The 24,294-nt window shown below is 56.9% G+C and carries 28 protein-coding genes; 21 read left to right on the top strand and 7 right to left on the bottom strand.

Annotated features, from left to right (window positions below):
- Positions 1–135: 135 nt before the first annotated feature.
- Positions 136–465, top strand: coding sequence for a met regulon transcriptional regulator MetJ (gene metJ, locus DCS96_RS13695; RefSeq protein ID WP_116474952.1), 330 nt, complete (start codon positions 136–138; stop codon positions 463–465).
- A 20-nt stretch (positions 466–485) separates the two neighbouring features.
- The gene (locus tag DCS96_RS13690) at positions 486–980 is read left to right on the top strand and encodes a TIGR00645 family protein (protein WP_116474951.1); all 495 of its coding nucleotides are present in this window, start codon (positions 486–488) and stop codon (positions 978–980) included.
- A gap of 73 nt (positions 981–1,053) precedes the next feature.
- On the opposite strand, the gene cysQ is transcribed toward DCS96_RS13690, so the two are convergent.
- On the bottom strand, positions 1,054–1,869 hold the full coding sequence (gene cysQ / locus DCS96_RS13685; protein ID WP_198650088.1) for a 3'(2'),5'-bisphosphate nucleotidase CysQ: 816 nt from the start codon (positions 1,867–1,869) through the stop codon (positions 1,054–1,056).
- Positions 1,866–2,426, bottom strand: coding sequence for an ADP compounds hydrolase NudE (nudE, locus tag DCS96_RS13680; RefSeq protein ID WP_116475034.1), 561 nt, complete (start codon positions 2,424–2,426; stop codon positions 1,866–1,868). The genes cysQ and nudE overlap by 4 nt, the downstream gene beginning before the upstream one ends.
- Before the next feature lie 159 nt (positions 2,427–2,585).
- On the opposite strand from nudE, the gene hslR reads away from it, so the two are divergent.
- The 3 genes from hslR (at position 2,586) to pckA (ending at position 5,640) form a co-directional block, all read left to right on the top strand.
- On the top strand, positions 2,586–2,978 hold the full coding sequence (gene hslR, locus DCS96_RS13675; protein WP_116474949.1) for a ribosome-associated heat shock protein Hsp15: 393 nt from the start codon (positions 2,586–2,588) through the stop codon (positions 2,976–2,978).
- 10 nt (positions 2,979–2,988) lie between these two features.
- A complete protein-coding gene (gene hslO / locus DCS96_RS13670; RefSeq protein WP_116474948.1) occupies positions 2,989–3,858 on the top strand; it encodes an Hsp33 family molecular chaperone HslO in 870 nt (289 codons plus the stop codon).
- A gap of 168 nt (positions 3,859–4,026) precedes the next feature.
- Positions 4,027–5,640 carry a phosphoenolpyruvate carboxykinase (ATP) gene (gene pckA, locus DCS96_RS13665; RefSeq protein ID WP_116474947.1) on the top strand — a complete coding sequence of 538 codons (1,614 nt, stop codon included), beginning with the start codon at positions 4,027–4,029 and terminating at the stop codon, positions 5,638–5,640.
- Positions 5,641–5,706: 66 nt separating this feature from the next.
- Here pckA and DCS96_RS13660 read toward each other — a convergent pair whose 3' ends face one another.
- Complete coding sequence (locus DCS96_RS13660; RefSeq protein ID WP_116474946.1) at positions 5,707–6,642, bottom strand: LysR substrate-binding domain-containing protein; 936 nt, start codon at positions 6,640–6,642, stop codon at positions 5,707–5,709.
- Positions 6,643–6,806: 164 nt separating this feature from the next.
- Between DCS96_RS13660 and DCS96_RS13655 the strand changes: the two genes are divergently transcribed.
- The 9 genes from DCS96_RS13655 (at position 6,807) to DCS96_RS13615 (ending at position 13,910) form a co-directional block, all read left to right on the top strand.
- A complete protein-coding gene (locus tag DCS96_RS13655; protein WP_116474945.1) occupies positions 6,807–7,364 on the top strand; it encodes a TRAP transporter small permease in 558 nt (185 codons plus the stop codon).
- Entirely contained in the window at positions 7,357–8,655 is a 1,299-nt protein-coding gene (locus DCS96_RS13650) for a TRAP transporter large permease (protein WP_116474944.1), read from the top strand. Before DCS96_RS13655 ends, DCS96_RS13650 begins: the two co-directional genes overlap by 8 nt.
- An 18-nt stretch (positions 8,656–8,673) precedes the next feature.
- Positions 8,674–9,675 carry a TRAP transporter substrate-binding protein DctP gene (gene dctP, locus DCS96_RS13645; RefSeq protein WP_198650082.1) on the top strand — a complete coding sequence of 334 codons (1,002 nt, stop codon included), beginning with the start codon at positions 8,674–8,676 and terminating at the stop codon, positions 9,673–9,675.
- Positions 9,676–9,949: 274 nt separating this feature from the next.
- The gene (locus tag DCS96_RS13640) at positions 9,950–11,077 is read left to right on the top strand and encodes an NAD(P)/FAD-dependent oxidoreductase (RefSeq protein WP_116474942.1); all 1,128 of its coding nucleotides are present in this window, start codon (positions 9,950–9,952) and stop codon (positions 11,075–11,077) included.
- Complete coding sequence (locus DCS96_RS13635; RefSeq protein ID WP_116474941.1) at positions 11,055–11,387, top strand: (2Fe-2S)-binding protein; 333 nt, start codon at positions 11,055–11,057, stop codon at positions 11,385–11,387. Before DCS96_RS13640 ends, DCS96_RS13635 begins: the two co-directional genes overlap by 23 nt.
- Positions 11,374–12,765 carry an FAD/NAD(P)-dependent oxidoreductase gene (locus DCS96_RS13630; protein WP_198650081.1) on the top strand — a complete coding sequence of 464 codons (1,392 nt, stop codon included), beginning with the start codon at positions 11,374–11,376 and terminating at the stop codon, positions 12,763–12,765. The genes DCS96_RS13635 and DCS96_RS13630 overlap by 14 nt, the downstream gene beginning before the upstream one ends.
- A 52-nt stretch (positions 12,766–12,817) precedes the next feature.
- Positions 12,818–13,174 (top strand): RidA family protein, encoded by a 357-nt coding sequence (locus tag DCS96_RS13625; RefSeq protein WP_116474939.1) that lies wholly within the window; start codon positions 12,818–12,820, stop codon positions 13,172–13,174.
- Positions 13,175–13,278: 104 nt separating this feature from the next.
- A complete protein-coding gene (locus DCS96_RS13620; RefSeq protein WP_116474938.1) occupies positions 13,279–13,524 on the top strand; it encodes a Rho-binding antiterminator in 246 nt (81 codons plus the stop codon).
- A gap of 41 nt (positions 13,525–13,565) precedes the next feature.
- On the top strand, positions 13,566–13,910 hold the full coding sequence (locus DCS96_RS13615) for a hypothetical protein (RefSeq protein WP_116474937.1): 345 nt from the start codon (positions 13,566–13,568) through the stop codon (positions 13,908–13,910).
- Between the two features lie 100 nt (positions 13,911–14,010).
- Here DCS96_RS13615 and DCS96_RS13610 read toward each other — a convergent pair whose 3' ends face one another.
- Complete coding sequence (locus DCS96_RS13610) at positions 14,011–14,277, bottom strand: DUF3303 domain-containing protein (RefSeq protein WP_116474936.1); 267 nt, start codon at positions 14,275–14,277, stop codon at positions 14,011–14,013.
- Positions 14,278–14,413: 136 nt separating this feature from the next.
- On the opposite strand from DCS96_RS13610, the gene DCS96_RS13605 reads away from it, so the two are divergent.
- Positions 14,414–14,929 carry a DUF2199 domain-containing protein gene (locus DCS96_RS13605; protein ID WP_116474935.1) on the top strand — a complete coding sequence of 172 codons (516 nt, stop codon included), beginning with the start codon at positions 14,414–14,416 and terminating at the stop codon, positions 14,927–14,929.
- 106 nt (positions 14,930–15,035) lie between these two features.
- Here DCS96_RS13605 and DCS96_RS18715 read toward each other — a convergent pair whose 3' ends face one another.
- Positions 15,036–15,191, bottom strand: coding sequence for a hypothetical protein (locus DCS96_RS18715; protein WP_198650080.1), 156 nt, complete (start codon positions 15,189–15,191; stop codon positions 15,036–15,038).
- Between the two features lie 229 nt (positions 15,192–15,420).
- Positions 15,421–16,362: a LysR family transcriptional regulator gene (locus tag DCS96_RS13595; RefSeq protein ID WP_116474934.1), complete on the bottom strand. Its 942-nt coding sequence runs from the start codon at positions 16,360–16,362 to the stop codon at positions 15,421–15,423.
- A gap of 141 nt (positions 16,363–16,503) precedes the next feature.
- On the opposite strand from DCS96_RS13595, the gene DCS96_RS13590 reads away from it, so the two are divergent.
- The 4 genes from DCS96_RS13590 to DCS96_RS13575 all read left to right on the top strand — a co-directional run bounded on the left by DCS96_RS13590 (position 16,504) and on the right by DCS96_RS13575 (position 21,234).
- Complete coding sequence (locus tag DCS96_RS13590) at positions 16,504–17,490, top strand: TRAP transporter substrate-binding protein (protein ID WP_198650079.1); 987 nt, start codon at positions 16,504–16,506, stop codon at positions 17,488–17,490.
- A gap of 77 nt (positions 17,491–17,567) precedes the next feature.
- Complete coding sequence (locus DCS96_RS13585) at positions 17,568–18,152, top strand: TRAP transporter small permease (protein WP_116474932.1); 585 nt, start codon at positions 17,568–17,570, stop codon at positions 18,150–18,152.
- Positions 18,149–19,444, top strand: coding sequence for a TRAP transporter large permease (locus DCS96_RS13580; RefSeq protein ID WP_116474931.1), 1,296 nt, complete (start codon positions 18,149–18,151; stop codon positions 19,442–19,444). The genes DCS96_RS13585 and DCS96_RS13580 overlap by 4 nt, the downstream gene beginning before the upstream one ends.
- Positions 19,445–19,635: 191 nt before the next feature.
- Positions 19,636–21,234: an N-acyl-D-amino-acid deacylase family protein gene (locus DCS96_RS13575; RefSeq protein WP_116474930.1), complete on the top strand. Its 1,599-nt coding sequence runs from the start codon at positions 19,636–19,638 to the stop codon at positions 21,232–21,234.
- A 387-nt stretch (positions 21,235–21,621) separates the two neighbouring features.
- Here DCS96_RS13575 and DCS96_RS13570 read toward each other — a convergent pair whose 3' ends face one another.
- Positions 21,622–22,248 carry a DUF1826 domain-containing protein gene (locus DCS96_RS13570; protein ID WP_116474929.1) on the bottom strand — a complete coding sequence of 209 codons (627 nt, stop codon included), beginning with the start codon at positions 22,246–22,248 and terminating at the stop codon, positions 21,622–21,624.
- Positions 22,249–22,338: 90 nt separating this feature from the next.
- Between DCS96_RS13570 and zigA the strand changes: the two genes are divergently transcribed.
- A complete protein-coding gene (zigA, locus tag DCS96_RS13565; protein ID WP_116474928.1) occupies positions 22,339–23,538 on the top strand; it encodes a zinc metallochaperone GTPase ZigA in 1,200 nt (399 codons plus the stop codon).
- Positions 23,539–23,658: 120 nt separating this feature from the next.
- The gene (gene greB, locus DCS96_RS13560) at positions 23,659–24,138 is read left to right on the top strand and encodes a transcription elongation factor GreB (protein ID WP_116474927.1); all 480 of its coding nucleotides are present in this window, start codon (positions 23,659–23,661) and stop codon (positions 24,136–24,138) included.
- The last annotated feature ends 156 nt before the right edge of the window (positions 24,139–24,294 follow it).

Raw genomic sequence — 24,294 nt, 5'->3', positions numbered from 1 at the left:
GGGGAGCCACATTACCCCAGCCAATAAAAGCCGTCAAGGCTTCCAGACGTCCATAAGGCTTTGCCGTTGGATTGCCAATATAAAAGGTAAGGGTTACAATCTGGCCCGGATTTTTAACCTGTAAATAGGTGGATAATGAAGACTGAATGGAACGGCGAATATATCAGCCCTTACGCCGAGCATGGCAAGAAAAGTGAGCAGGTCAAAAAAATCACCGTCTCCATACCGCTCAAGGTGTTGAAGATACTTACCGACGAGCGCACGCGCCGGCAGGTCAACAACCTGCGCCACGCCACCAACAGCGAATTGCTGTGCGAGGCCTTCCTGCATGCCTATACCGGCCAGCCCCTGCCGGTAGACGAAGATCTGCGTAAAGATACACCCGACCAGATCCCGTCTCGGGCCAGGGCCATCATGACCGAACTGGGCATAGAGATAGAAGATTACGCCGCCGACGAAGAATAAAAACAAGGCCTCCAAATACCATGGAACGTATAGTCGAAAACCTCCTATATGCCTCCCGCTGGCTGCTGGCACCCATTTATTTCGGGTTGTCGCTGGCGGTACTGGCATTGGCGATCAAGTTCTTCCAAGAAATTTTTCATCTGCTACCCCACGTCTTCGCCATCGCCGAGGCGGACCTGATCCTGGTGATACTCTCACTGATCGATATGGCACTGGTCGGGGGCTTGCTGGTGATGGTGATGATCTCGGGTTACGAGAACTTCGTCTCCCAGCTGGATATAGATGAAAGCCAGGAAAAGCTGAATTGGCTGGGCAAGATGGACTCCGGCTCCCTGAAGATGAAGGTTGCGGCCTCCATCGTTGCCATTTCATCCATCCACCTGCTGAAGGTGTTCATGAACGCCCAGAATATCGCGGACAGCAAGCTGCTCTGGTATGTGGTGATTCACCTGACCTTTGTGCTGTCGGCATTTGCCATGGGCTTGCTGGACAAGTTGACCAAGCAGAACCACTGAGGTCGAACACCACCTCTCTGGCAGAAGACACATCGCCGTCGCGGGCCCGCGACGGCGATGTGCTTTCGGGATGTTACTCGGGCTGCACCAGCATCTGCTGCCAGGGCAGCCGTGCATCCCCCAGGGTAATGAAATTGGGATTGGTCAGGCTCTCGCGCCGGTTATAACTCAACTGCTCCAGACTTAAATCCAGTAGCCGTCCACCCGCCTCTTCCACTATGCACTGGGTCGCGCCGGTATCCCATTCGCCGGTGGGGCCGATACGGATATAGCAGTCCGCTCCCCCTTCCGCCACCAGGCAGGACTTCAGGGAGCTGGAACCCAGGGGCAGCAGCTGACACTTCAGATCCGTGTGTAGTCGGGACTTCACCCACTCCACATCCTGGCGCCGGCTGATCGCCACCCGCAACCGGGTCAGCGGCGCCGTATCATGGTGCCGGGCATGGATCTGCGACGTCTCGCCGGCGACTTCCTTGAAGGCACCATGGCCGCGCACCGCAAAATACATGAGGTCATGCACAGGCCCATAAACCACTCCCAGCACCGGCTTCCCCTGATCCACCAGGGCAATCATGGTAGTGAAGTCACCGCTGCCGGCAATAAACTCCTGGGTTCCGTCGAGCGGATCCACCAGCCAGTAGCGGGGCCAGCTCTCCCGTTCTTGCAGGGAAATATCGCCTCCTTCCTCGGACAATACCGGGATATCGGCCAGCCCCCGCAATGCCTTGTCGAGGTAGTCGTGGGCCGCCAGATCGGCACTGGTCACCGGGCTGTCATCATCCTTGTGTTCCGACTGATACTGGCCGCTGTCATACAGCGACAGGATCAGACGACCTGCTTCCCGGGCGGCGACCTTGACACCCGGCAGTAAGGCATAAGGATCCATCAGGCTTCCTCTCTTCTGAGCCAGTCTTGCAGCAGATACAGACCACAAATACTCCTGGCCTCGCTGAATTCCGGCAGCGTCATCAGTTGTGCCAGCTGGCTGATGGGCCAGGGCACCACTTCCAGCGGCTCCGGCTCATCACCCTCCCGTTGCTCCGGGTACAGATCCCGGGCCAGCAAGATATCCATACGGCTGCCGAAATAACCGGGCGCCAGGGATACCTGTTTCATCGGCAGCAGGGTGCGCGCCCCATAGCCGATTTCTTCCATCAACTCACGGTTGCCCGCTTCCAGTGCAGTTTCACCCGGGTCGATCAGTCCCTTGGGGAAACCCAGTTCATAGCTGTGAGTACCCGCGGAGTATTCCCGGATCAACAACAGGGTATCGTCATCGAGCATGGGTACCAGCATCACCGCCCCCCGGCCACTGCTGCGCATCCTTTCATAAACTCTTTCGACACCATTACTAAATTTCAGATGAACCGCTTCGACCTTGAATAAGCGGCTTTCCGCCACCAGTTCCGTGCTCAGTATCTGAGGTTTTTGTTTCTCGTCGCTCATGCCCTTTTCCGCGCCTTGGCCCATAAAGAGAGGTTACTTATAGGGTGTGTTCCGTTAGTAATAACAAACTTCCGCACACCTCGCCATGTTACGCCACTTCTACGCCTTAGTCTGGCTCATCTGGTATAATCCTGGTCTGCTTTAGCATGAGAATGCGAGATGACGACAGAAACCAGGCCGATCAGGCTAGACAAATGGTTATGGGCCGCCCGCTTCTACAAGACCCGCAGCCTGGCGCGGACCATGATAGATGGCGGCAAGGTGCACTATAACGGCCAGCGGACCAAGCCCAGCAAGCTGGTCGAGGTCGGCGCCCACATCCGCCTGCGCCAAGGTCATGACGAAAAAGACGTGGTGGTATTGATGCTGTCGGATGTCAGGGGCAAGGCTGAAATGGCGCAAGCCATGTATAAAGAAACCGCCCAGAGCCAGGCCAAGCGGGAGCAGAATGCCGAGGCCCGCAAATTCAACAGCCAGTTTGCCCCCAGCCCGGAGCGCAAGCCGGACAAGAAACAACGACGTACCTTATTGAAAATCAAACAGGGTGAGTGAGACTGCCACTATGACACACAATGACCAGCTTTATCGTTACCTCTTCGACCACTATCAAGTAAGGGGCGAGCTTGTACGCCTGAGCGACAGCTACCGGCAGATACTGTCTTCCCAGGCCTATCCTGCACCGGTACAACGACTGCTGGGTGAACTGCTGGTCGCCACCAGCCTGCTGACCGCCACCCTCAAGTTTGAAGGGCATATCACGGTACAGCTGCAGGGCGATGGTCCCGTATCGCTTGCGGTGATCAACGGTGACCACCGGCAACAGCTGCGCGGCGTGGCTCGCTGGGAAGGCCAGGTGCCCAACAGCGACAAACTCGCCGACCTGGTCGGCAAGGGCTACCTGGCTATCACCATCACCCCGGACGAAGGCGAGCGTTACCAGGGCATCATAGAGCTGGACGCCAGCTCCCTGGCCACCAGCCTGGAAAACTACTTTGCCCAGTCAGAACAGCTGAACACCCGCATCTGGCTGTTCACCGAGCTGAGCGCCGAGCAGCCGACGGCGGCGGGCATGCTGCTGCAGGCGCTGCCCAACGGCGATACGGATGAAAGCCAGGACTTTGAACATCTGCAGGCCCTGACCCAGACCATCAAGGCGGAAGAACTGCTGCAGCTGGATGCCCAGGACGTGCTGTACCGCCTCTATAACCAGGAAGCGGTGCGGGTATTCGAGCCCCAGCCGGTAAGCTTCAAATGCACCTGCTCCCGGGAAAAAAGTGAAAATGCCCTGCTCCAGCTCGGCCACGCCGAGGCCCTCGAGCTATTGAAGGAACAAGGTCAGATCCAGATGCACTGCGACTATTGCGGCAATTCTTATCGCTTTGACAATAGCGATCTGCAGCAAATTTTTAATGATTCCACCACGCTGCATTAACGTTTTATTTAATTAAAAAGGGGCAAAAATGCCCCTTTGGTCTTATTTCGCCGCGAAAAATTGCAAATTTTGAAGCTGATCCCCTAAATTTTTACTGATTACTGATAGTATTCCTTTCCAAAAATTACACTAATAACAACACCCCCCTCTGTAACCCAGGAGAAAACAATGACATCCAAGGCGGAACAATTAGGCCTTTCCCAATACGGTATTAATGATGTAACCGAAATCCTTCATAACCCTTCCTATGAGCAATTGTTTGCCGAAGAAACCCGCCCGGATTTAGAAGGATATGAAAAAGGCGTAGTGACCAACCTGGGTGCCGTTGCCGTTGATACCGGTATCTTCACCGGCCGTTCTCCCAAGGATAAATATATCGTCCGTGACGATGTCACCCGCGACACCGTCTGGTGGGCCGATCAGGGCAAGAACGACAACAAGCCGATGACCACCGAAACCTGGAACGAGCTGAAGACACTGGTGACCAATCAGCTGTCCGGCAAGCGCCTGTTCGTGGTTGACACCTATTGTGGTGCCAACCCGGATACCCGCCTTTCCGTGCGTTTCGTGACCGAAGTGGCCTGGCAGGCCCATTTTGTTAAGAACATGTTTATTCGCCCGACGGCAGAAGAGCTGGCCGGCTTCGAACCCGACTTCGTGGTGATGAACGGTGCCAAGTGCACCAACCCCAACTGGAAAGAGCAGGGCCTGAACAGCGAAAACTTTGTCGCCTTCAACCTGACCGAGCGGGTCCAGCTGATCGGCGGTACCTGGTACGGCGGCGAAATGAAGAAAGGTATGTTCTCTATGATGAACTACCTGCTGCCGCTGAAAGGCATTGCTTCCATGCATTGCTCCGCCAACGTCGGCAAAGACGGTGACGTGGCCATCTTCTTTGGCCTGTCCGGCACCGGCAAAACGACCCTGTCCACCGATCCCCAGCGTGAGCTGATCGGCGACGACGAGCACGGCTGGGACGACGACGGCGTGTTCAACTTCGAAGGCGGCTGCTATGCCAAGACCATCAAGCTGAGCAAGGAAAACGAGCCGGAAATCTATGCCGCCATCCGCCGTGATGCGCTGCTGGAAAACGTCACCGTAAGCGAAGACGGCACCATCGACTTTGATGATGGCTCCAAGACCGAGAACACCCGGGTCTCCTACCCCATCTATCATATCGACAATATCGTCAAGCCCGTGTCCAAGGCCGGCCATGCCAAGAAGGTTATCTTCCTGACTGCCGACGCCTTCGGCGTACTGCCTCCGGTCAGCAAGCTGACCCGCGAGCAGGCCCAGTACCACTTCCTGTCCGGCTTCACCGCCAAACTGGCCGGTACCGAGCGTGGCATCACCGAGCCGACCCCGACCTTCTCCAGCTGCTTCGGTGCCGCCTTCCTCAGCCTGCACCCGACCCAGTACGCCGACGTACTGGCCAAGCGTATGGATGCGGTCGGCGCCGAAGCCTACCTGGTCAACACCGGCTGGAATGGCACCGGCAAGCGGATTTCCATCAAGGCGACCCGCGCCATCATCAATGCCATCCTCGACGGCTCCATCGAAGAGGCCGAGTTCGTTCAGCTGCCCTACTTCAACATGGCCATTCCGACCGCCCTGAACGGCGTGGAAGACGGCTCCATCCTGGATCCGCGCAACACCTATGCCGACCCGGCCGAATGGGACGGCAAGGCGAAGGATCTGGCCAAGCGTTTCGTCGACAACTTCGAGAAGTTCACCGATACCGAAGAAGGCAAGGCCCTGGTCGCAGCCGGTCCTCAGCTGTAAGCCAGCAGAAAGTCACAATCAAGCCCCGGCAATGCCCGGGGCTTTTTTATGCACGTCTCTCCGCTTTTATTGTTCCCCGCCTAAGCGCAACAAACCGCCCGAGTTCGCCACCAGCTCCCTTAATTTCTGCTTCAATAACAGGCTGAACTCCTGGGTGGCCCGGGATCTGGCCCTGTGGGCCGGATACATCAGGTGGTACGAAAACGACACCCAGGGCTCGAACGGTCGGAACACCAGGTTGCCGGACGGAAAGTGCAGGGCGGTGATCGGGTCGACCAGAGCCACGCCGGCCCCGGCATCGACAAAGGAGCAGGCCACATGGGAAAGCTGGGTATCGAACACCAGCTGACGGCTGACCCTGGCCTTTTCAAACGCTTCATCCACCTTGTAACGCACGCTCTGCTCCGGCCCCAGGGAGATAAACGGCTGATCTCTCAAGTCTTCAGGCACGATCACCGCTTTTGCCGCCAGCGGATGATTTGCCGGCAGGGCGCAGATCAGCGCGGCTTCACCCAGCACCTCCATCGCCAGCGAGGGATCGGCGACATTGACGGCACCGATGCCGATATCGAAATGCTGGGTCGCTATCCAGTCGGCCACCTGCTGGGAGCTGCGTACCTGCAAGGTCAGGGTGACGCCCTTGTGTTGCTCGCTGAAGCTCTGCATCACCTTGGGCAAGAAGCCCAGCGCGATGGCCGGCATGGCCGCCACCTTAAGGCTGCCGCGCTGGAAGTCACGCAGCTCTTCCGCCATGGTCGCCAGCCGGTCGATACCGACGAAGGAACGCTCCACCTCCTCGAACAGCAAGAGGGCTTCCGGGGTTGGCGCCAATCGCTTGTGATGACGTTCAAACAACTTGACCTGCACCGCCGCTTCAAAATCGTTGAGCAACCGGCTGACCGCCGGTTGCGAAATGTAGAGCAGCTCCGCCGCCCCCGTGGTGGTACCGGCGATCATCACCGCCCGAAAGGCTTCCACCTGCCGATAACTCAACTTGGCCACAACCGGCTCCCCACTATGATTCGACTCGCCACAAAATAACATAATGTTATACAAAGGCCATATAAAACGATTTGTTGTTATTAATTTGTGACTTCAAAATGAACAACAGAAAGAACAGGTGATAACCGCCGGTTTCTGCAGGTGTAACGGACAAGGACAAGAATATGGAAACGGTATTCAGATACACACTGACCCTGCTGATCACCATAGTGGCCGGATTTCAGGCCGTGCAGGTGGTCTCGCGCTATGTGTTTGAAACACCACTGATGGGGCTGGAAGAAATGGCGCTGATCCCCACCATGTGGCTCTACATACTGGGGGCGGTCAATGCCTCCCGGGAAAACACCCAGATACGAGCAAACGTGCTGGAGGTGTTCCTCAAAACCGACCGGGCCCGGCAATGGCTGGCGGTGATATCGGAGTTTATCAGCCTGGTCATCTCCGGCTGGCTGACCTGGTGGGCCTGGGATTACTTCAAGTATGCCAAGCGCGTCTGGAAGGAAAGTCCGACCCTCTATATTCCCACCATCGCCTATGAATCCGCCCTGTTCCTGGGGCTGGTGGTGATGACCCTCTATGTCGGCTGGTATCTGCTCAAGCACCTGCAGACCCTGCTGACCGGAGACGAGGTCCACCGGGTCGACACCATTCCCGAGCCGGTCGAGGTGACCGAGTTCAAACTGCTCACGGAACAACAAAAGGGAGAGAAGTTCCATGGTTGAGATCGCTATCCTGGCCTTTGCCGTGCTCGTTATCCTGCTCACCATAGGCGTGCCGCTACCGTTCTGCTTCGGAGCCGGACTGATGGTAATGAGCCTGCTCGGCGACGCTACCATGAAAGGCACCATGTTGTGGGGCTTCAATCAACTGGCCACGCCGGTACTGCTGGCGGTGCCGCTGTTCGTGTTTGCCGGCACCCTGATGAGCGTCAGCGGTATTGCCGGCAGCCTGCTCAAGTTCGTCAACCTGTTCGTCGGCCGCATCCGCGGCGGCCTGGGGGTGGTGGCCTCGGTCAGCTGCGCCATTATCGGCGCCATTTCCGGCAGCGGCCTGACCGGCATCGCCGCCATCGGCCCACTGCTGATCCCCGAGATGGAGCGCCAGGGCTACCCCCGCGCCTATGCCACCGCACTGATCGCCAACTCCTCCATCCTAGGGCTGCTGATCCCGCCAAGCGTGACCATGATCGTCTATGGCTGGGTCACCGAGACCTCGATCCTCGCCAGCTTCCTCGCCACCCTGGGGCCGGGCCTGCTGATCATGCTCAACTTCGCCCTGGTCAACCTGGTGATGGCGCGCAAGTTCCCGCTGGTACTGGACGACCCCAAGCCCTTTAACGAGGCCATCCGCGAAGGCGCCTCGCGCACCGTCCACGCCCTGCCGGCGCTGCTGATGCCGGTGATCATCCTGGGGGGCATCTACGGCGGCATCATGACCCCGACCGAAGCGGCGGCCATCGCCGTTATCTATGCCATCCCGGTGGGCTTCATGATCTACAAGGGGCTGACCTGGCGCACCTTTATCGAATCCGGCAAGGAATCCGCCACCGCCGTTGGCGCCATCCTGATCATGGTGCTGTTCAGCCTGATGCTCAGCCAGATCTACGTGATGGAAGATATCCCCCAGGCCTTGGTGGATGCCATCTTCGAGATCACGACCGACAAGGTGCTGCTGCTGATCATGATCAACCTGTTCCTGTTCCTGATCGGCATGGTGGTCAACGACGTCACCGCCATCATATTGACTGCGCCCCTGCTGTTGCCACTGATGGCTGCCATCGGCGTTACCCCCATCCAATTCGCCGCCATCATGGGCGTCAACACCGCCATGGGTGGCGTGACCCCGCCCTACGCCAGCATCCTTTATATGGGGGCGCGCATCGGCAAGGTGCCGTTCACCCAGGTAGTGAAGCCGGCCATGATCCTGCTGCTGTTCGGCTACCTGCCGGTAGTGGTGCTGGTCTCGGTATGGCCGGACCTGTCTGAATATATACCCGGCCTGTTTGGCTATTAATCCTCAAGGAGAATGATGATGAAAACACGGAATGAATACACCACTCTGGCCAAGAGCCTGCTGCTGTCGCTGACCCTGGTCGGTACCGCCGCCGAGGCCACCACCCTGAAGATTTCCCATGTGCGGCCCCAGGGCACCGCCATCGACCTGGACGTGCAACAGCTCTCCGACGAGCTGAAGGCAGCCACCGACGGCGACCTCAAGCTCAAGGTCTACCCGGCCAATGCCCTCGGCGACTATACGGTGGTGCAGGAGCGGGTCGGGCTGGGTGCCATCGACATGGCGGTACAGCCGCCTTCCTCCGGCGCCGACAAGCGCTTCCAGGTTATTTATATGCCCTATATGGTGAAAAACTGGAACGACGCCAGGAGCGCTTACGCGCCGGGCTCGGCACTGCGCAACACCATAGACGAGCTGTATCAGGCCCAGGATATCAAGGTGCTGGCCGCCTGGCCGGTCTACTTTGGCGGCATCGCCCTTAACCGGGACGTAGACCAGGTTGCCGACCCGGGCCATGACAAGGGCGTCAAGCTGCGGGTGCCGCCGATGAAGTCGTTCCAGATGCTGGCCGACAACACCGGCTTCATCGGCTCACCCCTGCCCTTCTCCGAAGCCTTCACCGCGGTCCAGACCGGGGTGGTGGACGGTGTCATGGGCTCAGGCGCCGAGGGCTACTTCGCCTCGTTCCGCGACGTGACCAAATCTTATGTGCCGCTCAACACCCACTTCGAGGTGTGGTTCCTGCAGATCAATGCCGAGCGCTATGCAGATCTGGATGAAGATGAGCGCGCCGCTCTGGAGCAGGCCGCCCAAGCCTTCGAACAACGCCGCTGGGAATCCGCCCAGGCCGATCAAGCCGCCTATGAGCAACGCCTGGCCGATGCCGGCGCCACCATAGTGACAGTTACCGATACGAACATCGATGCCTATGCCGAGGTGGCCCGTGAGCAAATCTGGCCCGAAATCATGAAGGATATCGGCCAGGACTGGGCCGAGCAGGTACTGGCCCAGTTCAAGTAAATCCACTTCAACTTACTCGCTTACACTTTCTTGCGGTTAGACAGGAGTCAGGAGCCGATAAGCAGACCCTCTGCGCCAGGGATGGCGTGGTGGAGCCCCCAAGGGGCAGCTCGCTGCCTGTATCGAGCCTGGTTGCGGACCGAATATCCAGTGAATATTCGCAGCCGCGACCAAGCGAAGATGGCTTTAGAGCACGGCGAGTCTGCATTCGATCCTGACTGCTGTAACCCGTTCGGGAAAGGTGATTTACTCCAATTTGCCAAAGGAGAACATGATGTCGGTTCGCAACCATGACACCCCCGGTGAGGTCGATGTGGCCATTATCGGCGGCGGCCTGGTGGGCATGTCCCTGGCCTACGGCCTGCTGCGCCGGGGCAAAACGGTCACCGTCTTTGACGAAGGCGATCAGGCGCTGCGGGCCTCGCGTGGCAACTTCGGCCTGGTCTGGGTGCAGGGCAAGGGCGACACCTGCCCCGATTACGCCCGGCTTTCCCGGCTGTCGGCCCGGCTCTGGCCGGCGCTGGCCGCCAGTCTGCAACAGGATACCGGCATCGATATCGAGCTGCGCCAACAGGGCGGCCTCTATGTTTGCCTGGAGCAGGACACCCTGCAACAGCGGGCCGAGATGCTGACCCGGATGCAACAGGACGCCGACGGCGACTATCCCTTCGAAGTGCTGAACGCCGGCCAGGCTCGGGAAAAGGAGCCGGCGCTGGGACCCGACATTGCCGGGGCCACCTGGTCACCCATGGATGGCCACCTCAACCCGCTGCTGCTGTTCCGGGCCCTGCATCAGGCCTTTGAACTGCACGGTGGAAACCTTATCAACGACCAGCCGGTAACGCGCATCCTGCCTCAACCAGGTGCCGGCTTCGAGGTACAACTGAACGGTACCCGCCTGCGCGCCGCCAAGGTAGTACTGGCCGCCGGGCTGGGCAACAAGGCGCTGGCTCCCCAGCTGGGCCTGCATGCACCGGTTGAGCCCAACCGTGGCCAGGTACTGATCACCGAGCGACTCAAACCCTTTATCAGCTATCCCACCGGCCATGTACGCCAGACCGGCGAAGGCACGGTACAGCTGGGGGACTCCAAGGAGGATGTGGGCCTGGATACCGGCACCACCGCCGAGGAGATCGGCAAGATTGCCGCCCGCGCCATCCGCATGTATCCGATATTGGAAAAGGTGCGGTTGATCCGTGCCTGGGGTGCCCTGCGGGTAATGACCCCGGACGGCTATCCCATCTATCAGCAGTCGGCACAGTATCCGGGGGCCTATGTGGTGACCTGCCACAGCGGCGTGACCCTGGGTGCCGTGCATACCGGCCCCCTGGTCGACTGGCTGCTTGGCAAAGACACAGAGATTTCCCTGGAGGCATTCAGTGCAAACCGATTCCCCCTTTAACCGCCTGGACACCACGATCACCGCCACCGTCAATATCGAGATTGACGGCCGGCCCTTCAGCGCCCGCGAGGGCGATTCGGTGGCCGCCGCCATGCTCGCGGCCGGCTGTACTCCGTCGCGAACCACCCCGGTGTCCGGCAGCCCCCGCGCCCCCTACTGCATGATGGGCATCTGTTTCGAATGCCTGGTGGAGATCGACGGCCTGCCCAACGTGCAGGGCTGCATGGTACAGGTAACGGAAGGCATGAAGGTGCGCCGCCAACTGGGCGCCCGCGAACTCGCGCAGGGAGATGTCCATGAAGCAGTATGATCTGGTGATCGTCGGCGCCGGCCCGGCGGGCATGGCCGCCGCCGGCGCCGCCACCGAACAGGGACTGACGGTCGCCCTCCTGGACGAGCAGGCCGCCCCCGGCGGCCAGATATACAGGGCCATCTCGGCGCCGGCCCCCCGGGACGAAGGCATCCTGGGCGCAGACTATTACCACGGACGCAGCCTGTTGGCGCCGTTCAAGGCCGCCCGGGTCGACTACATACCGTCGGCGACCGTGTGGGAAATCACCCAAGAGCGGGAAGTACGTTTTTCTGCGGGAGGCCGGGCACGCACCCTGCAGGCACGCAGGATACTGCTGGCCACCGGTGCCCAGGAAAGACCCGTGCCCTTCCCCGGCTGGCAACTGCCCGGGGTGATGAGCTGTGGCGCCGCCCAGATCATGCTCAAGACCAGCGGCCTGACACCGCCGACGCCCCTGGTGCTGGCCGGCAGCGGCCCCCTGTTGCTGCTGATTGCCCTGCAGCTGCACAGAGCCGGCGTCGAGATCGCCGCCGTGCTCGATACCACACCGCGCGACAACTACCTCAAGGCCAGCCGACATCTCGGCGGCGCGCTGCGCGGCTGGAAGATGCTGCTCAAGGGCCTCGGCTATCTGGCACAACTGAAGCGCTCCGACGTGCCCTGCCTGAGTCGGGTGAGCGGGCTGAAGGCCGAGGCCGACGACGGTAAGCTGGCCCGGGTACGCTTCACCCACAAGGGCAGGGAACAGTCCCTGGCCGCCACCAGCCTGCTGGTACACCAGGGCGTGGTACCTAATGTACAGCTGAGCCGAGCCATCGGCATCAACCACAGATGGGACGAACAGCAGCTGTGCTGGCGCCCCGGTACCGACAGCTGGGGCGAAACCGACATCGAAGGTATCTTCATCGCCGGCGACGGCGCCGGTATTGGCGGTGCCGTGGCCGCCGAACAGGCCGGCCGACTGGCGGCCTGGCAAATCAGCTGCCAGCTGGGTCGCATGGCTCCCGGCGAACGTGATCGGCAGGCCGCGCCGGTGCGGCGGGCGCTGGCCCCGATCATGGCGATCCGCCCCTTCCTGGATGTACTCTATCAACCCGCCGGGGAGTTTCTGACGCCTGCCGACGACACCCTTGTGTGTCGCTGCGAAGAAGTGACCGCCGGTGACATCCGCCGCTACGCCCGCATGGGATGCACCGGGCCCAACCAGACCAAGGCCTTCAGCCGGGTCGGCATGGGTCCCTGCCAGGGCCGCATGTGCGGCCTGACGGTGGCGCAAATCATTGCCGATACCCGCCAGACCAGCCCGGCCGAGGTCGGCTATTACCGCATCCGTTCGCCGATCAAGCCGCTGCTCCTGAAGGAGCTGACCTCACTGGACAACAGCGACCACCAATAACCTATCGACCGCCGTCCTGGGATGGCGGCCTCAATACTCATCAGGAGACATCATGACCCTAGTACGCCATCACACCAGCGAGCGCATGAGCCGTATCGTGGTTCACAACAACACCGTCTACCTCTGCGGCCAGGTCGCCGAAGATCGCAGCCAGGGCATGGCCGAACAGACCCGCACCATGCTGGCCAAGGTCGACGCCCTGCTCGCCGAGGTCGGTTGCGACCGCCGGCATCTGCTAAGCGCCACCATCTATGTGAAGGACATGAGCCTGTTTGCCGAAATGAACCAGGTATGGGACGCCTGGGTGCCCGCCGGTCACGCCCCGGCCCGGGCCTGTGTGGAAGCCGCCATGGCCAGCCCCGAACTGCTGGTGGAAATCTCGGTGATCGCCGCCATTCCCGAGAGCTGATGTCGGCCCGTCATCCTGTCTGCCCCGGCATGGCCCGGGGCTTTTTTATGACATTATCGCTCCCCCTGCTATAAGGTAATCATTCAGTAGTGAGGAGTCGTATCATGATGAGCTGCGAGCAGCATGACTATATCGAGATTGCCTGCCTGTATAAGTATCCGATCACATTAACCCTGACTTCCGGCGCCGAAATAGCCGGTATCGCCCTCGATACCCAGCGTAATGACAATCGGGAAGAATGTATCAAGCTCAGGGTCGACGATGCGGAACGCCTGGTGGTCCTGGCGTCGGTGGCAAGGATGGAAGCGGGCACCGACAACCCGCACTTCAGGGCGGTGGATTTCGACTAAGCCGCCGGCTTGTCCGTACGGTTCAGGCAAGGGAGTAGATGATGAAACTGTCTCCGGAAGAATCGCTGTTCGTCGCCCGGCGCGCGGCACTCACCAGCCACTGGCCCTGGGTCGGCGGCGTCCTGCTGCTGCTCGTTATCGCATTCGCAGCCTGGCTGTGGTGGTCGGTTCCCCACCTGATCAACCCTTGGGCAGTAACGGCCGACCTACAGTCGGGGGCCCTGTCCGACACCACCATACCACTGATGGCCGCCTTGTTGCCGGTAGTGACCCTGACCTTCCTGGTATTCGTGGCGTTAACGATTGTGATGGCGTTCGCCGCCTTTGCCAATGAGCGGCGCTTGATTGACATCATCAACCGGGGGCTGGCCCCGCCACACCGATAAGCCGGCCATCGCTCTCCATTCTCCGACCCTGTTGCTGTGTCGCTCGGGCCCTTGTGGTGCCGTATTACGGGCCGCCCCTCCGGTTTTCCTGCCCGCCGGTTCAGCCTCCGATCACCTGTGTAAGCTGTTGATCATCCAGCACCGGAATCACTTCAAAAGACAATAAATCGGTCCAGTCGTGACACCATTTAGATACCGCCACAACATCATCGCTTTCGGCAATGGCAAAACCCCGCGAACCGGCCACATCGTGCCATCTGGCCAGCATGGTGACCCCTGGGGGCGGCGCACCGCCGGTATCATTGAAACGGGCGATGGCACTTTGGGTGTGCTCGGGCCTGAACCTCCAGACAATCATAAAGTGCATATTGAGTCTCACCTTCTATGATTAATGCCATCGGTTAAGGATAGCAGTCCCCCATCGCTCAGGAGCGGTTCGCCGTTGAACACGGGGGAGCAAGGCGCTTCAGTCACGGCCCTGTTGATAAATGAAGGAGAGGGAGATGTCGGAAACCTTCTGTTTTACATGCACCTGTTGCGGAAAACGGCATCAGGGCTCGCCCAGCTTTGCATTTCTGGCGCCCGCCCCCTGGCTGGAGCAGCCGGCGGAAATCCAGGCCCGGGGCCGGCTGGACAGCGACCTGTGCCATTACCAGGATGGGGACGGCGAGCACTACTTTGCCCGGGCAGTACTGGATATCCCCATTCATGGCGTGACCGATCCCTTTATATGGGGGATCTGGGTATCACTGAGCAGGCAGAGCTATCGGCACTATCTGGCCCACTATGATGAACCGGACATTAACAGTACCTATTTTGGCTGGCTCTGTAATTATCTGCCCTGGTATCCGGACACCTATGCGCTGGCGGCCAGCGTGTATCCCCTCGACAGGGTTCACAGGCCCAGCCTCACCCTACACGAGGCAGACCATGAACTGGTGCATGACTTCAAACAGGGCATCAGCATGGCCAAGGCGCAGCAAATTGCCGAGCTGTGTCTGCATCGCTCGGCAGACTGAGTGCCGCTTGCCGGCGATAGCGGGCTTCTCGCCGAGCCAGGGCCGCCAGCCGCTGGTTATCTGCCGGTCCAGGCGCTGACCGGCTGCTGGTATAGGTGGCATCAAACTACATCGCCGGCGGCGCGACCAGATCACTCGGCAGAGCCTGTTTGAGGGGTGGGCTCAGCACCCGGCAGATCAGCTCACTAACCACCCAGTTCACCGCCGAGCCCATCCCATAGCCCTGCCATTCCGGCAGTAAATACAGGCTGTTAAGGGTCATTGCCAACGCCAGCGATAGCCCATGCCGTAGTCATGAATGCGCGGAGCCGCGTCGGCGGACTGCTCTTTTGGCCGGGTTTCGCCCCAGAACAGCGGGCGGGGCATAGCCATCTTGATATTCCTTTAGGGCAAGATGGAGAGAGTACATGGACTTTGCTTCCTTTTTCGACACAAAGCGCCGCATTGTAGGGGCGGAATTCGGGATATAAAGGCCGGGTTCTGGCCGGTGTTCAACCCACAGCTGCATCAGAAGAGTCAGGTCCGGATTTCTTCTTATCCTCTGAAAAGTGCTGTTGAATGAACCGGATAAACTGCTGTTGAATCGGGGTCTTGTCACCTCGCAACCAGATCATTTCGGTGAGTATTTGTTCTTCAACGTCCTCCAGATCCAGGATAGTCGTGCCCTTTCGGTAGTAATTGCGTACACATTCGACGTGTAGCGTCACGCCCATATTGGCCTCAATAAAACCGAAAATGCCCTCACTGTTATAGGCTTCCTGGATCACCCTGGGCTGAAAGCCCCGTCCAAGACAAATCGCCTGAACGTGTAGGTGGAAGTGCTGCCAGCCGGTGGCCAGTCCCATGACGAAGGGTTCCTCACTCAGTTCCTTAAGATAGATAGAAGAACGGGCAGCCAGTGGGTGCTGACTGGGAACAACGGCCACCAACCGATCCTTCTGCACCGTAATGCCGTCCAGCTCCCGCTCGCCAATGGGACTGGTGACAAAGCCGAAATCCAGCTTTCCTTCTTTCACATCTTCGACCTGACGATAGGTAAAGCCGTGGGTCAGTTCCAATTTAATGTCTGGATAGGCACTGCGAAAAGCATCGAGAATCGCCGGTAAACGGCCAGTAATCGCGAAATCAGTAAAACCAATACATAACTTTCCGGCTTCTCCCTTGAGCGCCCTTTGAGCTTGCTCATTCGTTTCTTCAAGTAACGACAAGGCCCGATATGCGCCCTGTAGAAAAATCTGGCCTGGCTTGGTCAGACTCACTTGTCGACTTGTTCTGTTTAACAATTCGAATCCGAGCACCCCTTCCAGTTGTTGGACTGAACGGCTCAATGCAGGCTGGGCAAGGTTAAGGCGTTCGGCTGCCCGACGGAAATTTAACTCTTCAGCCACTGCAATAAAATGCTTCAGGTGGCGGATTTCATATCTTACCGTCATAATCGATTCCCCATAAGCATCGAACTATACGCCATTGATATTGTACAAGGTATCATTAATCGATTAGTCTTTCTACACTGTCATAGTGTTACTGTGTCAGCACTTTGATAAATCATGCAAAAAAATATGGAGATTATTGCAATGAGTAAACTGATAACATCCTTGGGACTAGCACTGGGTATAGTAACAGCCAGCAACACTCAAGCAGCAGATGTCACTCTGAACCTCGGTTATGGCACTGCAGAAGGAAGTAGTTATTCAATTCTTGCCAATAAATTCGAAGAATTGGCAGAAAAATATTCCAATGGCAGCATTGATATAAAAGTTCGTTGCTGTACCCAGCTTTCCACCGAAGACGAGGCCTTCAAATCAATGCAACTGGGTATCGTCGATATGTACATCATTACCAGCAATAACATATCGCCCCATTTCCCACTGATGGATGCCTTTGTACTGCCTTATATATTCCAGAGTGAAAATCATACAAGGAAAGTGCTTCAAGGGCCTATCGGTGAGGAGTTTGCCAATAGATTACAACAAGATACCGGCGTCTACCTGCTGACCTATGGCCATGTAGGACATCGTGACTTTTACAATACTGAACGGCCTATCAATAACTTTAGCGATCTTGCTGGTATCAAGGTACGGGTGCCTAAAAATGAAGTCATGATCAAGACTTACGAAGCCTTTGGCTCTGCCCCCCTGCCTCTGGCCTGGTCCGATACACCAACCGCACTACAAACAGGGACAGTGCAAGGTGCAGACAATGGCACCGACGTTATCAAATCTCAGAAATTCTACGAAATAGCTCCCCAGCTTGCCGTTTTAGAACACTTTTCCTATTTCTCGCCCTTGTTCGCTAGCTCCAGGGCTATCGGGAAGTTAAATGATGAACAGCGTCAGGCTGTGTTCAAAGCAGCTAAAGAGGCTGGAGAATATGCTAACGACATCATTGGTAAGGATATCGATGAAACGCGTCAGTTTCTGGCTAATAATGGAATGAAAATAACATATCCGGATAAAGCACCATTTATTGCAGCAGCGTTAAAGATACAAGAAGAAATTGCAGCGGAAAAAGATGATGATTTTCGGGACTTGCTGAATAAAATAAACAGAGCTGCTCAGTAAAAACTGACTGACGTCAACCTTGAATGCTGTGCCTGATAGAACATTATTACGACACAGCATTTCAGAGGAACTATTCAATGAAAATTAAATCAATCAGCCCAGGCTCTAATAGTCAAGAATCCATTAACGCACTGGATAGTAGAACTCCAGAACACAAAGAGAGTAATATTATTTTAAGATGCCTAACTTTCATAGAGAAGCACTTCGAAGAAGCAATGTGTGGTTTTTGTTTAGTCTTAATGGCTAGCTGCATTATGACTCAGGTGTTGTTACGGTATTTTTTGTCCAGCGGGGCGCCATGGGCAGAAGAGCTGGCCGTATACAGCATGATATTTGCTGTATATCTTGGTGCATCCATGGCAGTTAAGGAACGCGCACATATTCGCATTTTGTTGCTGGTTAATCGGTTCCCTAAAAAAATACAATTAACATCGATCGTAATGGCCGATCTGCTCTGGCTTGCTTTTCTTATTCTGATGATCGTACAAACCAGTATCTACATGCAGTTACTATTCAGCACTACCTATATTTCACCAGGCCTTGGCGTTGATCAGAAATGGTTTCAAATTGTCGTCCCTGTCAGTCTGGTATTAATGGTGCTGCGCATGGCACAAGTTTACTACCGTTGGTGGCGTAATAACGAGCAGGAGCTTCCCTTATGAATGGCCCAATGATAATGATGGCTGTCTTCGTGATGACCATGCTGATCGGGGTACCGATACCTTTTGCCGCCGGATTAGCTACCGTTGCGGGGATCTGGATAGCCGAAATTCCTTTAACCCTGCTGGCCCAATCAGCCTACACGGCTTTTGAACCTTTTCCTTTAACGACTATCCCCATGTTTGTTCTAGCGGGTGCAATCATGGAAAAAGGTGGCATGTCCGAACATCTGATAAGTATCGCCAACCGGCTGGTCGGTGCCTATAAAGGTGGCATCGGTTTGGTTACTGTGGTTTCCTGCATGTTCTTCGCCGCCCTCTCTGGCTCGGGTCCGGCCACCACCGCGGCCATTGGCTCAATCACCATCCCCGCCATGCTTAAGGAGAATTACAAGGCCCGCTTTGCCGCCGCAGTCACCGCCGCAGCGGGCGCATTGGGTAGCATGATCCCACCAAGTAACCTGTTGATCATCTATGGTCTGGTTAGCGAGCAATCGATACCCAGGTTGTTTCTTGCCGGTATCGTGCCTGGGCTGGCTCTGGGTCTGCTGTTAATGCTGGTGACCTATCTGATAGCACGTAAAAACAACTATGGTGGCAACGGTGAACCGTTCTCATGGCGTCCATTACTTGGCGCCATCTGGGAAGGAAAATGGGCGATAGGAGCACCGGTTCTTATCCTTGGTGGGATTTATGGTGGTATTTTCACACCATCAGAAGCGGCTGCCGTTGCTGTTTTTTACGCACTGTTTGTCGGTTTGGTTGTATATAAAAAGCTGACGCTACCAGATATTGTCCATGCTATTCGCTTTACGGCATTAATGATCGGATCGGTGCTGTTCATTCTTGGTGTAACCAAAGCATTCGGACAATTGGTGACGCTTTATGATATCCCACAATCCATTTCGGTATTGTTCGGCACCTTGAGTGAACACCCTTGGTTGGTACTGCTTCTCATCGCCATATTATATGTATTTGTTGGCATGTGGTTGGAGTCCATCCCACAGATCATCATTTTCACGGCTGTTTTCTTGCCGTTGGTGACCTCACTTGGTGTAGATCCGATACTGTTTGGTATCTTCACGGTGGTGGCATGCGAGGTTGGCTTCCTTACCCCTCCAATTGGTGTAAACCTCTTCGTCGCATCCAAGATATCCCGTACTTCGGTTGAGCAGGTATCTATCGGTGTGTTACCCATGTTGATCCCGTACATTCTTATTATTTTACTGCTTATATTTTTTGATGAATGGGTCCTGTTTTTACCTAACATGGCCTTCGGCCCAAGTAGCTATTAAATAGCTGCTCCGAGTAGTAGAGCTCGGGCAAGAATTCGGATGCTGATACCCAGGCCTAAGTCCATGGGTGTTACGACACATCCAGAATGGTAAGTAAATTTTACCTGTTACAGAAAGCCTGCTTACCAACTTCTTGCCTTAGCTCTAAATTCAGTAATATCAGGATCAGTTATTTAATCGGAGTATAAATCATGTTTGACACCATAATTACCAATGGCCTGCTAATAGATGGCACTGGTAAAGCTGCAGGGAAAGCCGATCTGGGCATCAGGGGTGAGCATATCGCGGCAATAGGTGACCTTTCCTCTGCTCAGGCAAAAAACTATATCGATGCAAGTGGCCTGATTGTCAGCCCTGGCTTCATTGACATCCATACGCATTCGGATTTCAGTCTGCTGGTCAATGGTAAAGCGGAGAGTCAGGTCCACCAGGGCGTTACCCTGGAGGTTGTGGGAAATTGTGGCCACAGTTGTGCTCCCTGCCCTAAATGCGATGCACTAAAGGGCTCTATTTTCGGCTACCAGTCAGATATTAAAATGACATGGAATACCTTCGACGAGTATCTCACGGTACTCGATGAACAGCCCTTGGGTGTGAATGTGGCTGCCTATGTAGGTCATGGTACCCTCAGAATAGCGGCGATGGATGGCAATATTAATCGTCCTGCCACATCACGTGAAATAAAGGAAATGGAGCGCCTGCTGGCCGCCTCTTTGGAGGAGGGGGCCATCGGCTTTTCAACCGGGCTGGAGTACTCACCCGGCAGCTCGGCGCCAACCAGTGAAATTACCCAACTATGCAAAGTTCTTCAGCAATACGACCGACTCTATGCCACCCATGTACGCAACCGCGATATCTACTATGAGCAGGGTTTTGGTGAAGCCCTAGCGGTCGCTCGTAACGCCGGTGTACGATTGCAGATCTCACACATAGCGCCCAAATTCGGCGCCCCCGCTCATGCGATGGAACACACACTGGAAATGATTAATTGGGCACGAGAGGACGGCGTAGATGTTGCCTTTGATATCATTCCACATAATTGGGGGCCGACGACCATGTCGTCAATATTACCGCCTTGGGCATTTGATGGCGGTATAGCCAAGATACTGGAGCGATTGGCAACACCCAGCTTGCGTGCGGCATTAAAAGACAATCCCAACCCGATCTGGCAGCTTATTCCTGCCGGTCGCTGGGACCTGATTATGCTGTTTCAATCAAATCAAAATCCGGGCCTGATTGGGATGACCATCTCGGAAATCGCCGCCAAACGGAGAGAAAGTGACCCTCATGACACCGTCCTCAACCTGCTGCTGGAAGAAGGAGAAGGCTTGTTCAATATGACCTGGGCGGCGAACAACTTCGCAGAAGCCGATAACCGGCTCTGCGTTAGCCAGCCCGAGTGTGGCATTATCTCCGATACCATCACGCTGGCCCCATATGGTGCACTGGGTAATACCCGATGGTCTCCCAGCTCATACGGTTGGACCTCTCGATTTATAGAGAAATACCATCGTAAAGACCAGTTGATAACACTGGAAGATGCGGTGAGGCGAATTACCGGCCTTGCAGCCGAGCGCTTGGGAATACAGGATCGCGGGGTCTTGCGGGTCGGAAATATTGCCGATATAACCATCTTCAACAGTGCAGAGATCCATGACAACTCCACCATGCAGGATCCTAACCGATATCCTTCCGGTATCACACATGTGCTGGTGAACGGTAAGTTAACCATTCACGCCGGCCAACGCACACATGAAAATGCAGGGCGGGTGTTGCGCCCAGGTGCATAACGGGCTGGCCAGCCAGGAAATAGCATCTCATCTAGGTAATACCGAATATCTGCATGAGAAAACATGATTAGTCGGGTGGCGGGCCACATTGGGTTACGCTTGTCTGTTCGCCCCGAGACTGCCGGATTAATAGCCGCTCGACATCGCCGCTGGATTAATCACTGCTCCTGATGCTACGCATCCGGAGCAGTGACAAAAAAGCGGTATGCTTAGCGTCTGCATCTGGAGCGTCAGCAACGCGCAAAGCACTTTGCTGCCGATTTCTCACGCAGCAAGCCAACTTGAAAACCGCCCCATGCCGTTTACTGACTGACATTACAGCTTGCATGGATATTATTATAATTTTCTTCAGCCAGCCTGATATCTAAGTCACTTTAGGAACACACCCTAGTCGGCGAAATCCAGCGACAGGAACAGCCGACCCTGGTCGGTAGGCACCGGCGGCGAGCGGTGCCAGACGCCCTGCCCGTCTTGCTCTTCCCAACCATCGCCTTTCAGCAGCGCCACCTCTCCCACCGCCAGCTGTTGCCACTGCTCCGGCGCTTTGCCTTGTTGTGCCAGCAGCAAGTCCCGTTGCTGCCGGTCCAGCCAGTGGGTACCGGGCCCGAAATAGGTGGTCATCAGCCGGCAGGGCACCCTGTCTACATGAAAATTGGGGCACATGGCGGTGTGCAGGCTGGCCAGGCGCACCCCCACCCGAGGCAGCTCGAACAGGCAGGCAAACATCTCCACCAGCTGCTGTACGTCAGCGGCAAACGCCTCCCGGCCGGGCAGATCCGGCAGGCGGGCATGTAGCTCATCCATCACCGCCTCAGGCTTCAGCATGGTCCGCATACTGATGCGACTATCCTGCCGTATTAGCGCCTCGCTATAGTCGGCCAACATCGGCGACAAGTGCCGTTGCCACACCGCCAGATGGCAGCCGGGCTGATAGATGTTGCCGAGGGCGACGGGCTGGCCGCCCTGCATCCTGAAGCTGGCGGGCTCACACAACAGCGCTGTGGTAGTAGACATGACGACTCCTGGAAAGATGTTCACGATCTAAAAATGTTATGTTATAACAATCAGTATTGTAAACCGCTACCGTTATTTTCAAGGGCATCCATGTCGCACCATTCCCGGTTACCCGTTACCCTGCTGTCCGGCTTTCTTGGCGCCGGCAAGACCACTGTACTCAATCACATACTCAACAACCGTCAGGGCCTGCGGGTGGCGGTGATCGTCAACGACATGAGCGAGGTCAATATCGACGCCGCCACCGTTCACCAGCAAGTGGCCCTGCACCGGGGCGAAGACAGGCTGGTGGAAATGAGCAACGGCTGCATCTGCTGCACCCTGCGCGAAGATCTGTTGATTGAAGTGCGCCGCCTGGCCGAAGCCGGTCGTTTCGACTGCCTGGTCATCGAGTCCACCGGCATCTCCGAGCCGCTGCCTGTGGCCGAGACCTTTACCTTCGCCGATGAAGACGGCACCAGCCTGAACGATCTGGCCCGGCTGGACACCCTGGTGACCGTGGTCGACGCGGTAAACTTTCTGGCCGATTTCAATCAGGCCCGAAGCCTGCAGGAACAGGGCGAAAACCTGGGAGAAGATGACGAACGCAGCGTGACCGATCTGCTGATCGAGCAGGTGGAATTCTGCGATCTGCTGCTGGTCAGCAAGACGGATCTGGTCACGCCCGCCCAGCTGGCGGAGCTCACCGCCATACTGACGCAGCTGAATCCGGAGGCCGAAATCCTGCCCATCCGCCAGGGCCGGGTGGACATCGAAAAGGTACTCTGTACCCATCGCTTCGACTTCGAACGTGCCGCCCGCGCCCCGGGCTGGCTGCAGACCTTGCGCGGCGAACGCTCGCCGGAAACCGACGAATACGGCATCAGCAGCTTTGTGTATCACGCCCGCCGCCCTTTCCACCCCCGGCGCTTCTTCAACTTTCTGCACCGCTCCGACCAGCAGGGCAAGCTGCTGCGTTCCAAGGGCTTTTTCTGGCTGGCCAGCCGCCCGGACTTTGCCGGCCAGTGGAACCAGGCCGGCGGCATCGCCTACCACGGCGGGGCCGGCCTGTTCTGGCAGGCGGTTCCCCGCGAGGACTGGCCGGAAGACGAAGAAGGCCGGGAACACATCATGGCGAGCTGGCAGGAGCCTTACGGCGACAGACGCCAGGAACTGGTGTTCATCGGCCAGGGCCTGAACGAAACCGAGTTGCGTCGACAGCTGGACGCCTGCTTGCTCACCGAGCAGGAAATGCATCAGGGCCAGCCGGGTTGGCAGCAGTTGCCCGATCCCTTCCCCGCCTGGGAATAACACGGCACCAGGGCAGGTACCCTACTGCCCTGACCTTTTGCCCCTCACCCCGGGGGCTTTCTTCTTCCCCCTTGCTGGGACACAATAGCCTTTACTTATCAGGCCATTGAACATGTGCGTATGAAAACCAACCTGATCACCCGCGCCGGCTGGCACAAGCTGGACGACGAGCTTAAATACCTGTGGAAGGTGGAACGCCCGGCGGTGACCCAGTCGGTATCCGAGGCCGCCGCCCTCGGCGATCGCAGCGAAAACGCGGAATACATCTACGGCAAGAAGCGGCTGCGCGAGATCGACCGCCGCATCCGCTTCCTGATGAAGCGGCTGGAAGCGCTGCAGATCGTCGACTATTCACCCCAGCAGGACGGCAAGGTGTTCTTCGGCGCCTATGTAGAGCTGGAGAATGATTCCGGCGATATCGTCTGGTATCGCATCGTCGGCACCGACGAGATCGACACAAAAAACAACCATATCACCATCAACTCGCCCATGGCCCGCGCCCTGATCGGCAAGCAAGTGGACGACGAAGTGCAGGTGCAAACCCCGTCCGGCCTGAAAGAGTGGTATATCAACAAGATCCAGTACACTCCCTTTGAATGATCGGCTTAAAAAGCTGCCGCATGTCGAACAGTAGCCAGGAGCCAATAAGCAGACCCTCCGCGTCAAGGACGACGCGGCGGAGCCCCCAGGGAGGGGTTTACGGCGTGTCTGCGTTTGAGCCTGGCTGCTGTTTCTTCATCTCTCTCCTATTTTCTG

Source organism: Zobellella maritima, from assembly GCF_003075035.1.
GTDB lineage: Bacteria > Pseudomonadota > Gammaproteobacteria > Enterobacterales > Aeromonadaceae > Oceanimonas > Oceanimonas maritima.
The sequence above is the reverse complement of the archived record's forward strand: the minus strand, read 5'-3'. Positions and strand labels throughout refer to the sequence as shown.

Bases quoted from the DNA above. Each gene is read 5' to 3' on its own strand.
- metJ (WP_116474952.1), top strand. From the start codon at position 136: ATGAAGACTGAATGGAACGGCGAATATATCAGCCCTTACGCCGAGCAT.
- DCS96_RS13690 (WP_116474951.1), top strand. From the start codon at position 486: ATGGAACGTATAGTCGAAAACCTCCTATATGCCTCCCGCTGGCTGCTG.
- nudE (WP_116475034.1), bottom strand. From the start codon at position 2,426: ATGAGCGACGAGAAACAAAAACCTCAGATACTGAGCACGGAACTGGTG.
- hslR (WP_116474949.1), top strand. From the start codon at position 2,586: ATGACGACAGAAACCAGGCCGATCAGGCTAGACAAATGGTTATGGGCC.
- hslO (WP_116474948.1), top strand. From the start codon at position 2,989: ATGACACACAATGACCAGCTTTATCGTTACCTCTTCGACCACTATCAA.
- pckA (WP_116474947.1), top strand. From the start codon at position 4,027: ATGACATCCAAGGCGGAACAATTAGGCCTTTCCCAATACGGTATTAAT.
- DCS96_RS13655 (WP_116474945.1), top strand. From the start codon at position 6,807: ATGGAAACGGTATTCAGATACACACTGACCCTGCTGATCACCATAGTG.
- DCS96_RS13650 (WP_116474944.1), top strand. From the start codon at position 7,357: ATGGTTGAGATCGCTATCCTGGCCTTTGCCGTGCTCGTTATCCTGCTC.
- dctP (WP_198650082.1), top strand. From the start codon at position 8,674: ATGAAAACACGGAATGAATACACCACTCTGGCCAAGAGCCTGCTGCTG.
- DCS96_RS13640 (WP_116474942.1), top strand. From the start codon at position 9,950: ATGTCGGTTCGCAACCATGACACCCCCGGTGAGGTCGATGTGGCCATT.
- DCS96_RS13630 (WP_198650081.1), top strand. From the start codon at position 11,374: ATGAAGCAGTATGATCTGGTGATCGTCGGCGCCGGCCCGGCGGGCATG.
- DCS96_RS13625 (WP_116474939.1), top strand. From the start codon at position 12,818: ATGACCCTAGTACGCCATCACACCAGCGAGCGCATGAGCCGTATCGTG.
- DCS96_RS13620 (WP_116474938.1), top strand. From the start codon at position 13,279: ATGATGAGCTGCGAGCAGCATGACTATATCGAGATTGCCTGCCTGTAT.
- DCS96_RS13615 (WP_116474937.1), top strand. From the start codon at position 13,566: ATGAAACTGTCTCCGGAAGAATCGCTGTTCGTCGCCCGGCGCGCGGCA.
- DCS96_RS13610 (WP_116474936.1), bottom strand. From the start codon at position 14,277: ATGCACTTTATGATTGTCTGGAGGTTCAGGCCCGAGCACACCCAAAGT.
- DCS96_RS13605 (WP_116474935.1), top strand. From the start codon at position 14,414: ATGTCGGAAACCTTCTGTTTTACATGCACCTGTTGCGGAAAACGGCAT.
- DCS96_RS18715 (WP_198650080.1), bottom strand. From the start codon at position 15,191: ATGACCCTTAACAGCCTGTATTTACTGCCGGAATGGCAGGGCTATGGG.
- DCS96_RS13595 (WP_116474934.1), bottom strand. From the start codon at position 16,362: ATGACGGTAAGATATGAAATCCGCCACCTGAAGCATTTTATTGCAGTG.
- DCS96_RS13590 (WP_198650079.1), top strand. From the start codon at position 16,504: ATGAGTAAACTGATAACATCCTTGGGACTAGCACTGGGTATAGTAACA.
- DCS96_RS13585 (WP_116474932.1), top strand. From the start codon at position 17,568: ATGAAAATTAAATCAATCAGCCCAGGCTCTAATAGTCAAGAATCCATT.
- DCS96_RS13580 (WP_116474931.1), top strand. From the start codon at position 18,149: ATGAATGGCCCAATGATAATGATGGCTGTCTTCGTGATGACCATGCTG.
- DCS96_RS13575 (WP_116474930.1), top strand. From the start codon at position 19,636: ATGTTTGACACCATAATTACCAATGGCCTGCTAATAGATGGCACTGGT.
- DCS96_RS13570 (WP_116474929.1), bottom strand. From the start codon at position 22,248: ATGTCTACTACCACAGCGCTGTTGTGTGAGCCCGCCAGCTTCAGGATG.
- zigA (WP_116474928.1), top strand. From the start codon at position 22,339: ATGTCGCACCATTCCCGGTTACCCGTTACCCTGCTGTCCGGCTTTCTT.
- greB (WP_116474927.1), top strand. From the start codon at position 23,659: ATGAAAACCAACCTGATCACCCGCGCCGGCTGGCACAAGCTGGACGAC.